Consider the following 10847-nt stretch of genomic DNA (forward strand, 5'->3'; position numbering starts at 1 on the left):
TCAGCTCACCGCCGTCGTCGCCGCGTCGCGGTACTGCCGCAGTTCCTGCTTGGCGATGGCCCGCTTGTGGACCTCGTCGGGACCGTCCGCCAGCCGCAACGTCCGCAGACCCGCGTACATCATCGCCAGGGGGAAGTCGTCGGTGACTCCCGCTCCCCCGTGTACCTGGATCGCGCGGTCGACGATCTTCAACGCGATATTGGGGGCGGCCACCTTGATGGCCGCGATCTCGGTGCGCGCTTCCTTGTTCCCGACCGTGTCCATGAGATACGCGGCCTTGAGCGTGAGCAGGCGGATCATCTCGATGTCGATACGCGCTTCCGCGATCCAGTCCTGGATGTTGGACCGCTCGGCGACCGGACTGCCGAAGGTCACCCGCGACTGTGCGCGCCGGCACATCAGTTCCAGCGCCCGCTCGGCCATGCCGATGGCCCGCATGCAGTGGTGGATACGACCGGGCCCGAGCCGGGCCTGGCTGATCGCGAAACCCTCACCCTCGCCCTTGAGCAGGTCCTTGGCCGGCACCCGGACGTTCTCGAAGACGATCTCCGCATGGCCTTCGCGGTCCGCGTACCCGAACACGGGGAGGTTGCGGAGCACGGTGACCCCGGGGGCGTCGATCGGGACGACCATCATCGACTGCTGGCGATGCGGGGCCGCCGTCGGGTCGGTCTTGCCCATCACGATGAGCACCCTGCAGTTCTTGTGCATCGCGTTCGAGGCGAACCACTTGCGGCCGTTGAGCACGTACGCGTCGCCGTCGCGCTCCATCCGCAGCTCGATGTTGGTGGCGTCGGAGCTGGCGACACGCGGCTCGGTCATCGCGAAGGCCGAGGCCATCGTTCCGTCGAGCAGGGGCTTGAGGTACTTCTCCTTGTGCTCGTCGCTGCCGAACAGCGTGAGCACCTCCATGTTGCCGGTGTCGGGAGCGTTGCAGTTGCACGCCTCGGAGGCGATGTGGCTGCGGCCCATGATCTCCGCCAGCGGCGCGTATTCGAGGTTCGTCAGACCGGGGCCCCACTCCGGGTGCGGGTGGAACAGGTTCCACAGTCCACGCCTGCGCGCCTCCGCCTTGAGCTCCTCGAGGATCGGCGGGTGGAAGTGCGGGTCACCCGACGCGCGCATCTGCTCGTGGTACACCGCCTCGGCGGGATAGATGTGCGCATCCATGAACTCGAGCAGATCCGCCCGGTACTTCTTGGCGCGGTCCGACATCTCAAACAGGGACATTCGAACTCCTGGTGGGTAGGGAGGGAAAGGTGGGCGGGCGTTCGTCCAGATGACTGGCCACGCCCTCGACGGCTTCGGACCCGCGGACGGCATGGAGCATGAGGTCTTCCGCCCCCGTTGATCGCTCCGGGTGGTCCTCGGCGGCGTCGAGCAGCGCGACATAGCGGTCCTCGAGTTCGTCGGTCCAGGCGTTCAGCTTGGCGGGGCGGTTGAACGTGAGCACCAGCACCGGCCCTCGGTGTTGGCGAGAACGAGCTCGCCCGCCGCGCCGGTCATGCCTGCGCCAGCAGGGAGCTCTGATAGCGGCGCATCCCGCGCAGCCAGCGGTCGTAGTCCGAGCCCTTGTGCCGGTACATCTCAAGAACGTCTTCGTGCGGCAGGATCAGGAAGCGCTCGTCCTGCATCGCGGCCAGGACGGCGTCGGCGACTTCGGCCGGCTCCAGGACGTCTCCGGCGGAGGTGACGGCCCGCGTCGCGGCTCGCCCCAGCGCGTCGCCGGAGTCCTCCCCGGAGGACAGCAGCTTGGTGTTCACCCCCATCGGGCACACACAGCTCACGCGGACCCCGCGATCGCCGTAGGTGACACTCAGCCATTCGGCGAAGGCGACGGCCGCGTGCTTGGTGACGGCGTACGTGGCGGAGCCGATCTGGGTGAGCAGTCCGGCCGCCGAAGCCGTGCTGACGAAGTAGCCCTCGCCGCGCTCGAGCCACCGCGGTACCAGCAGCTGTGCCGCGCGGATGTGGGCTCGCAGGTTGACGTCGAGCGAGCGGTCCCAGTCCTGCTCGCTCGCGTCGAGGCCGAGCGCGCCGGCGATGCCCGCGTTCGCGAAGTAGAGATCGACCGGACCGAAGGCGCTCTCCGCCAGGTCGACCAGCTGCTGGATCTGCTCGGTGTCCGACACGTCCGCGCCGGCGCCGACGGTGCTTCCCGGATGGTCGGCGTTGACTCCCTCCGACACCGCCCGCGCGGCGTCAGCGTCCAGGTCTGCGACGACAACACGGGCACCCTCGCGAGCGAGCCGTGCGACCAGCGCGCTGCCGATGCCGCCACCACCACCGGTGACTATGGCGACTCTTTGTGCAACGTTCACGGCAACCCTCTCCGTTGACGGGGCGTGCGATGCGTGCGACCTGTATAATTGAATCCGACGTCAAGTTCAATAGTTGGGTGCGCGGCGCCGCATGGAGAAAGCCGCCCAACCCCAGGGGGTTGAGCGGCTTCCGAACAGGCGGATCAGCGGCCGGATCAGCGGTGGCCGGGGAACCGTAGGGCGTTCGCCCAGAGCCGGGTGACCGTGGACAAGAGCTCCTCGAAGTCCACGGGCGTGCCTTCTTCTTGCCGTTCGCCGAGCACGAAGGCGTTGTAGGCCATGACGCTGACCATGCCCGACAGCGCGCGGGAGGCCATCATCGGATCGACTTCACGGTCTGCGACACCCCGCGCCTGCAGGTCGGCGATGCCCCGGGCATTGCGGCGGATGAACGCGTCGGCGCGCCGGCTTCGGAACTCGCGGAACTCCGGCTCCACTTGCGCGACCTGCTCGAGCAGGCCCATCAGCTTCGCGTTCCGTTTGTACGCCTCGAGATAGGCGCGATTGCTCGCTTCGAGTACCGCATAGGGATCGTCGGAACCCTGCACCCGGCCCATGCCGGGGTGCATCATGTCCTCCTGGGCCTCCAGGAGGACGGCGGCAAGCACCTCTTCCTTGTTGGCGAAGTAGGTGTAAAAGGATCCCGCGGCGCACTGAGCCTCTTTGGTGATGTCGGTCAGGCGCGTGTCGAGGTAGCCGTCCCGTTCGAACACCTTCCGCGCGGCTTTCACCAAAGCGGCCCGTGTCCGCGCTCCGCGTTTCGTCGTGGGTGGCTCACGAAGGTGCGAGAGGGGTGCCATGGGCGGCGCCTGCTCGCCGTCGGTCTCCTCGCGCGCAGTAGTCTCCATCCGGGCAACTGTACTTGAATCCGACACCACAATCACAAAGCCGAAGGGCCGGGGGCTCAGTGGCGTCGGGCGGCAACGTCGGCGGGCGCCGTGTCACGGGCCAGGGCCGTACGGTCGATGGACCGCTTGAGGATCTTCCCGGTCGGGCCCTTGGGCAGCGCGTCGACGAACCGGACGATGCGCGGGATCTTGTAGGCGGACAGCCGCTCTCGCGCCCAGTTCGACACCTCGGCCGCACCGAGCTCGGAACCGGGCCGGGCGGCGATCAGCGCGGCGACCTCCTCGCCGTAGTGCTCGTCGGGAACGCCGATCACGGCCGCCTCGACGATGTCCGGGTGCTCGTAGAGAACTTCCTCGACCTCACCGGGGTAGACGTTGTAACCGCCGCGGATGATCAGGTCCTTGACACGGTCGACGATGCGCAGGTCGCCGTCCGTGTCGGTTTCGCCCAGGTCGCCGGTCCGGAACCAGCCGTCGGACGAGATGGCCGCGGCGGTGTCCGCGGGGCGGTTCCAGTAGCCGCGCATCACCGTGGGCCCCTTGATGTGGACCTCGCCGACGGTACCCGGCGGGCACTCCTCGCCGTGGTCGTCACGCACCTGAACCTGCATCCGCGGCACCGCCCTGCCGGTGTACCCGGTCTTGCCGCCGCGGTCGAGGTCGTTGAAGGTGGCGAACGCGGTGGTCTCGGTGAGTCCATACCCTTCGAGGATGGTGCAGCCGAAGCGGGCCTCGAAGGCCCGGGCGATCTCCCCGGGCAGCGACGCGCCGCCGGAGACGGCGACACGGAGCCCGGCGAAGTCCGCCGCATCCGCATCACCGGCCGCGTGCAGCATCGCGTTCCACATGGTCGGTACGCCGGCCATGATCGTGAGCCGGTCGCGGCGCAGCATCTCCAGCATCGACGCCGGGTCGAATCGGGCCAGCAACGACATCGAGCCGCCCACCGTCAAGGTCGCCATCATGACCGATGCCTGGCCGAACACGTGGAACAGCGGGAGTCCGGTGCCGGTGCGGTCCGCGCTGGATGCCCGGCTGCACTCGGCGCCGATCTCCCCGGCGGACAGCAGGTTCCCGACGCTGAGTTGGGCCCCCTTCGGCCGCCCCGTGGTTCCCGAGGTGTACAGGATCGCGGCGGTCTCGTCGCGGTCCCGGTCGACCACGTCAGCAGGGGCAGCGGTGACCGGCGCGCCCGGGGACAGCGTCCACGAGGGCACCGAGAGCGCCGCGGCCGCCTCCGCGACGGCGGGGCCGAGGGCGTGCCATGCGATCGCCAATGAGCATCCGGCGTCGCCGAGAACGTACTCGACCTCGGCCTGGGTGGACATCGTGTTGACCGGCACCACGACACAGCCCGCGGCCTGAATCCCGAGGTAAGCCACCACGAACTCGGGCACCGACGGCGCCGCGAGCAGCACCCGGTCCCCCGGGGACAGTCCTGCGGCGACCAGGGCGCCCGCGTACCGCACGCTCGCGTCCCGCAGCTGGAGGTAGGTCCACTGATCCGTGGCGCCGCGCAGTGCGATGGCGTCGGGAGTGGCGGCCGCGTGGCGGCAGACCGGATCGAAAACGCTGGTCATGGGTAGTGCCTCCCGGGATGTGAGCAAGTGGCTGGGCGGTCGGTCGATCGGTCAGGCGGTGATCCCGAAGCGTTCGGCGAGCCGGCGGCGGGTGTCGGCGGCGCTGGTGTGCAGTACGCCCCCGATTCCGATCCGTGCCGCTCCGTCGAGGTTCTGCTGCAGATCGTCGATCATGACTGCCTCCTCGGGGTCGATGCCGAGGCGCTCACATGCGATCGCGTAGATCCGTCGGGAGGGCTTGCGGATTCCGACCTCGGCGGAGATGACGATCGCATCGGCCACAGCGGCGAGGTCGACGCCGTCGTAGGTTCCGGTTCCGAACGAATTGGACACGAGCGCAACGGGATGGCCGGCGGCTCGAAGTTCGCCGAGCAGCGCGAGCATGTCCTGGTCGATCGACATTCCCGCTTGCATCCGGGCCGTGAGCCCCTCGGCCGACACCTCCGCGCCGTGGACACGGAGACGTTCGGCGAATCCTCGCTCGAAGGCCTCGGCGTCGATGCGGCCGCACTCGTGGTCGGCCAGGAGGGTGCGTGACGGCTGGTCCCGGGCGAGGAGGTCCAGCGGCAGGCGCGGGTCGACGCCGAGCGAGGCGCCGAAGTCTGTGAAGGCCCGCAGCACACTGGAGGTGATGACACCGCCGAAGTCCACCAGGACCGCGGTTCGGGTCTTTTCCACCGCGTTCGCCAACATATCCACGTCAGGCGACCTCGAACAGTCCGGCCGCGCCCATTCCGCCGCCGATGCACATCGAGATCACCACGTACCGGACGCCCCGGCGCTTGCCCTCGATGAGGGCGTGCCCCACGAGCCGGGCACCGGTCATTCCGTACGGATGACCGACCGAGATGGCGCCGCCATTGACGTTGAACCGCTCCGGGTCGATGTGCAGTTCGTCCCGGCAGTACAGCGCCTGGGAAGCGAACGCCTCGTTGAGTTCCCACAGGCCGATGTCGTCGATGGTGAGGTTGTGCTGCTTCAGCAGCTTCGGAATGGCGAACACCGGACCGATGCCCATCTCGTCCGGCCCGCAACCGGCAACGGTCATACCCCGGTAGACGCCCAGCGGCTCCAGTCCGCGGCGCTCGGCCTCCTTCGACTCCATCAGCACCGACGCCGAAGCCCCGTCCGACAACTGCGAGGAGTTGCCCGCCGTGACGCTGGAATGCGCGCTCACCTGACCGTCCGGCAGCACCGGAGCCAACCCGGCCAGCCCCTCCAGCGTGGTCGACGCGCGGTTGCCCTCGTCCCGGGTCAGGGTGACCTCCTCGTCCCGCACCTCGCCGGACTGCTTGTCGAGAACCTTCTTGACGCTGGTGAGCGCCACGATCTCCCGGTCGAACCGGCCGGCCTCCTGTGCCGCCGCGGTGCGCTGCTGCGACACCAGCGCGAACTCGTCCTGCCGTTCCCGGCTCACGCCGTAGCGTTCGGCGACGATCTCCGCCGTGTGCAGCATCGGCAGGTAGATGCTCGGCTTGTGCTCGACCAGCCAGGGATCCGCCATGCGGTGGGTGTTCATGTGGTCGTTCTGCACCAGGGAGATCGACTCGACACCGCCGCCGACAGCGACCTGCATGCCGTCGGCGACGATCTGCTTGGCGGCCGTCGCGATGGCCATCAGGCCCGACGAGCACTGCCGGTCGATCGACATCCCCGAGACGGTGTCCGGAAGTCCGGCACGAAGAACGGCCTGACGCGCGACATTGAAACCCGAGGACCCCTGCTGCACGGCGCAGCCGAGGATCACGTCCTCGACCTCACCTCCCTCGAGCCCGGCGCGCTGCACCGCGTGCGAAAGGGCGTGGGCGGCGAGTTCCTGCGCCTGGGTGTCATTGAACGCGCCGCGGTAGGCCTTTCCGATCGGCGTCCGTGCCGTCGAAACGATGACTGCTTCCCTCATGTCGCCTCACTGCCTTCTTCTGGTTCGGTTCGTCCCTGAGCTTCGGGGCCGGAGATCCGTGCGGCGTGGGCCGGGATCGATGTCGGCGGGCGCTGCCTTGCGCCAACTGCGGCGCCATGAGGGCTCGTTGACCGTCTCCTCAGGTGACCGATGACAACGAGCCATGGCCGCGGGGATGACGGGAGTCGGCCTCCCGACCGGTTATAGTTGAATTCGGCGTCAGGTTCAACCATTGACCTTGACAGCCCACCCTCCCCACAGGGAGTCTACCGACCAGTCGGTATGGCGAGGTGGATCGTGACCCAACTGAGCATCACCACGGGTGCGGGCGTGTTCGACGCGATCGCGGCGGGTCCGCCCGACGGTCGCCCGGTGCTGTTGCTGCATGGCTTCCCACAGACGGGGCTGGTGTGGCAACGGCAGATCGCGGCGCTGGCGGCGCACGGTTACCAGGTGGTGGCACCCGACCAGCGTGGGTACTCCCCCGGCGCCCGCCCCCAGCGACCCGAGGACTATCGCATCGGCCTTCTCGTCGACGACGTGGTCGCGATCAGCGAGGAACTGGGCTGGGCGGCGTTCGATCTGGTCGGCCATGACTGGGGAGGCGCGGTGGCCTGGTGGACCGCGCACGCCCACCCCGGCCGTGTACGCACCCTGACGGTTGTCTCGACCCCGCACCCCGGCGCTCTGGCCACCACCCTGCGCACCGACCAGGACCAGCGCACACGCTCCCACTACATGATCGACTGGCGCGCGACACCCGCGACCGAGGAGCGCATGCTCGCCGACGACGCCCGAGAGGTTCGCGGCTTCTTCGCCGGAAAGGTCCCGCAGGACAGCGCCGAGGCCTACGTACGGCACCTGTCCCAGCCGGGGGCTCTCACCGCGGCGCTGAACTGGTACCGGGCCGGCCGCCCCGACGGCGCGATCGGGGCCGTCGACGTGCCCACGCTGTACGTCTGGAGCACCGGGGACAGCGCGTTCGGCCCGGCAGCCGCACGGGAGACCGGGCGGTGGGTCAACGGGCCGTACCGGTTCGAGACCCTCCAGGGCGTCAGCCACTGGATCCCCGAGGAGGCGCCCGAAACGCTGAGCCGCCTCCTACTCGAACACCTGCGAGCGCACGGCGACCACTGAACCGGCAGCGAATACGCCGTCCAGCGAGTACGCCGTCCAGCGAATACCCCGTTCGTCGACTCTCCGAAGAGGTGACCCCATGAAGGCAGCGCGCACGGCCTGGCGCCGTCTCGAGCCCGTACACGCCATGATCTACTTCGTCCCCGAGGGAAGGCGACGGTACGCGGACCTCGGTCTGAGAGGACGCGCCGGGTACTTCACGTCCCGGAGCGCCGCGTTCGGCCGAGCATCCGCGGAGCTGGTCATCTCGACCTTCTACAACTTCAACCCCGATGTCGTACGGCAGGCGGTCGACGGAGCCTGGGACGCAGCGACGCCGCAGCAGGTGTTGGACGCGCGGTACGCCGCGGCGTCCGAAGCCCTGCGGCGGGCGGGTATCCACGAGTTGCCCGGCTTGGACGAGGTGCTGGCGCTGACCCGCCGGGCCGCCGAGGCGGCTTGCGAACACGCGCAGGGGCGCCCGCTGTTCGCCGCTCATGCCGCACTGCCCTGGCCGGAGGAGCCGGTGCTGCAACTGTGGCATGCCCAGACACTGCTCCGGGAGTTCCGTGGAGACGGCCATGTCGCGTGCCTGCTGAGCGAGGGCATCGGGGGCCTGGAGGCCCTGGTTCTGCACGCCGCGACCGGTGAGGTTCCCGTCGGCTTCCTCAAGGCGAGCCGTGCATGGCCCGAGGAGGAGTGGGCCGGCACCCACGAGCGCCTGCGCGAGCGAGGTCTCCTCGACGGCGATTCCCTCAGCCCGGAAGGCGTGTTGCTGCGTCGGCACATCGAGGACCGCACCGACCGTCTGGCCCTTCCCGCCTACGCCACCCTGGGTGACGCCGACTGTGAGCGTCTGGCCGAACTCGCGAGCCCCTTCGGCCGCGCCGTCGTCGACGCCGGTCTTCTCGATCTGGGCTGACCGGCCCTTGTCCCCTTCGCCCGTGGTTCCTCCGCTGGAACCGGTGGCCATGCCCTCTCAGTGCGTTGGGCAGGTGAAGCGGTCTTCGCGCAGGTCAGCAGCACCGTCCACGATGCGGCACGGGACCTTCGACGGCCAGGCGGACGCGCTGGGGAGTGCACCTACGCGCGGCACCGCGCAGCCCGGTGCCGCGCGGCGCCGGGGCTCTGTCAGCCTGCCCGGCGCCCCGGCTGCCCCGGACCCGTGGGTTCGGGGCAGCCGCCGACGCCATGGCAACCGCCGAGCAGTGACACCGGCAGTGCGTGGCCCACACAGACTTCCGTGAGCGTTCTCAGATGCCGACGGGCTTGCCCGGACCAGGCACATGACGGAAACGGAACGGCTCCGGGTCACGTCCGGCCTGGACGAACCAGCACTCCCCCGTGCCGTCGCCGGTGACGATCCGCAGCACCGTGTCCGCCACGACCTCAGCCGGGATGATCGGCAGTTCCTGCTCGGCGAGCATGTCACGCAGGTGGTCGATGATCCGCGACTCGGCGAACCCCGGGCAGACGGCGTTGAAGCGCACGTTGTCCCGCGCGAGAGCCGGTCCCAGAGAGCGTGCGAGTCCCACGACCGCATGCTTGTTGGCCGCATACAGCGGATCCAGCGGCACCGCCGCCAGGCCCGCCAGGGACGCGGTCGCCACGATCGCCCCTCCGCCGCGGGCCCGCAGCGCCGGCAGCACCGCATGGGTGCCGAACACCACGCCGTCGAGGTTCGCCCCCATCGCACGGCGATAGCGCGCCAGGTCGAAGTCCTCGTCGACGCCGCATCCGGTCGCCACCCCAGCGTTGAGGAACGCGATGTCGACGCCGCCGTACTGCTGCTGGGCGAAGTCCACCAGCGCGCGGTTGGCCTCGAGGTCGGAGACATCGCAGGCACGGAAGCGGCCGCCGATCATCTCGGCCACCTCGCGGCCGCCCCGCGCGTCGAGGTCCGCGACCACGACGCGCGCCCCTGCCTTCGCCAGGGCCAGCGCCGTGGCCCGGCCCAGTCCGCTGGCACCGCCGGTGACGATCGCCACCTTGTCCTGGAGCGCGGCCCCGCTCCCGGCGGCCGTCATGCCAGCTCCAGGACGAGCTTGCCGACGTTCTCGCCGCGGAAGAGCATCTGCAACGTCTCGGGGAAGTCGTCCACGGTCCCCCTGACCACGTGTTCCTTGACCTTGATGCGGCCGGCGCCGATCCAGGCGGAGATCTCCTGGGCGGCCTCGGCGTAGCGCCCCGCGTAGTCGAAGACGACGAAGCCCTCCATGCGGGCGCGGCGCACCAGCAGCGTGAGGTAGTTCGAGGGGCCCTTGACCGCGGTGGCGTTGTTGTACTGGCTGATCGCACCGCACACCACGACGCGCGCGTGCATCGCCAGCCGGGTCAGGGCGGCGTCGAGGATGTCGCCTCCCACGTTGTCGAAGTAGACGTCGATGCCGTCGGGGGCGTGTCGGCGCAACGCCTTCTTGACGTCCTCGGTGCGGTAGTCGATCGCCGCGTCGAATCCCAGTTCCTCGGTGAGCAGCGCGCACTTCTCCGGCCCTCCGGCGATGCCCACGACCCGGCAGCCCTTGGCCTTCGCGATCTGACCCGCGATGGTGCCGACCGCGCCGGCCGCCCCCGACACAACGACGGTCTCGCCGTCCTTCAGCGCCCCGACGTCCAGCAGCCCGAAGTAGGCGGTCATACCGGGCATGCCCAGCGCGCCGAGATACGTCGAGGGCGGGGCGAGGGAGGTGTCGATCTTCATGGCGCCTCTGCCGTCGGAGACCACGTACTCCTGGACGCCGAACGTTCCGACCACGTGATCACCCGGCTGGAAGTCGGGGTGGTTCGATGCGGTGACCTCGATGACCGATCCGGCACGCATCACCTCACCGATGCCCACCGGCGGCAGGTAGGAGGGACGGTCGTCCAGCCAGCCCCGCATCGCGGGGTCCAGGGAGATGACACGCGTGCGGCCCGCGAACCGGCCCGGGCCCGGCTCGTCGACGGGCCCCGCACAGTGCTCCCAGTCATCGGGTTTGACCTCGCCCACGGGGCGGGCTGCCAGACGGATCTGGCGGTTGGTCGCAGACATCGCGCCTCCTGTCGTCGCGGCTCCCTGCGACCATACCGACCAGTAGGTACG

At 69.4% G+C, this 10847-nt stretch carries 11 protein-coding genes; 2 read left to right on the forward strand and 9 right to left on the reverse strand.

Annotated elements, in window-relative coordinates; all coding sequences use genetic code 11:
* The 7 genes from ACZ42A_RS28875 to ACZ42A_RS28905 form a co-directional block, all read right to left on the reverse strand.
* Entirely contained in the window at positions 1-1230 is a 1230-nt protein-coding gene (locus ACZ42A_RS28875; RefSeq protein WP_468530212.1) for an acyl-CoA dehydrogenase family protein, read from the reverse strand.
* Positions 1217-1459 (reverse strand): hypothetical protein, encoded by a 243-nt coding sequence (locus tag ACZ42A_RS28880; protein ID WP_468530213.1) that lies wholly within the window; start codon positions 1457-1459, stop codon positions 1217-1219. The genes ACZ42A_RS28875 and ACZ42A_RS28880 overlap by 14 nt, the downstream gene beginning before the upstream one ends.
* 43 nt (positions 1460-1502) lie before the next feature.
* Complete coding sequence (locus tag ACZ42A_RS28885; protein WP_468530214.1) at positions 1503-2321, reverse strand: SDR family oxidoreductase; 819 nt, start codon at positions 2319-2321, stop codon at positions 1503-1505.
* Positions 2322-2476: 155 nt separating this feature from the next.
* Entirely contained in the window at positions 2477-3169 is a 693-nt protein-coding gene (locus tag ACZ42A_RS28890) for a TetR/AcrR family transcriptional regulator (RefSeq protein WP_468530215.1), read from the reverse strand.
* A 56-nt stretch (positions 3170-3225) separates the two neighbouring features.
* Complete coding sequence (locus tag ACZ42A_RS28895) at positions 3226-4749, reverse strand: class I adenylate-forming enzyme family protein (protein WP_468530216.1); 1524 nt, start codon at positions 4747-4749, stop codon at positions 3226-3228.
* Between the two features lie 51 nt (positions 4750-4800).
* On the reverse strand, positions 4801-5442 hold the full coding sequence (locus ACZ42A_RS28900) for an HAD family hydrolase (protein WP_468530354.1): 642 nt from the start codon (positions 5440-5442) through the stop codon (positions 4801-4803).
* 7 nt (positions 5443-5449) lie between these two features.
* Positions 5450-6649: an acetyl-CoA C-acyltransferase gene (locus tag ACZ42A_RS28905; protein ID WP_468530217.1), complete on the reverse strand. Its 1200-nt coding sequence runs from the start codon at positions 6647-6649 to the stop codon at positions 5450-5452.
* Between the two features lie 306 nt (positions 6650-6955).
* Between ACZ42A_RS28905 and ACZ42A_RS28910 the strand changes: the two genes are divergently transcribed.
* Together ACZ42A_RS28910 and ACZ42A_RS28915 are read left to right on the forward strand one after the other, a co-directional pair.
* Entirely contained in the window at positions 6956-7786 is an 831-nt protein-coding gene (locus ACZ42A_RS28910) for an alpha/beta fold hydrolase (RefSeq protein WP_468530355.1), read from the forward strand.
* 79 nt (positions 7787-7865) lie between these two features.
* Positions 7866-8687 (forward strand): SCO6745 family protein, encoded by an 822-nt coding sequence (locus ACZ42A_RS28915; protein ID WP_468530218.1) that lies wholly within the window; start codon positions 7866-7868, stop codon positions 8685-8687.
* Positions 8688-9018: 331 nt separating this feature from the next.
* Here the strand turns inward: ACZ42A_RS28915 and ACZ42A_RS28920 are convergent, their stop codons facing one another.
* A complete protein-coding gene (locus ACZ42A_RS28920; RefSeq protein ID WP_468530219.1) occupies positions 9019-9792 on the reverse strand; it encodes an SDR family NAD(P)-dependent oxidoreductase in 774 nt (257 codons plus the stop codon).
* Positions 9789-10796, reverse strand: coding sequence for an NADP-dependent oxidoreductase (locus ACZ42A_RS28925; RefSeq protein ID WP_468530220.1), 1008 nt, complete (start codon positions 10794-10796; stop codon positions 9789-9791). Before ACZ42A_RS28925 ends, ACZ42A_RS28920 begins: the two co-directional genes overlap by 4 nt.
* Between the last annotated feature and the right edge of the window lie 51 nt (positions 10797-10847).

The sequence above is a fragment of the Streptomyces sp. NPDC030838 genome, assembly GCF_055572035.1.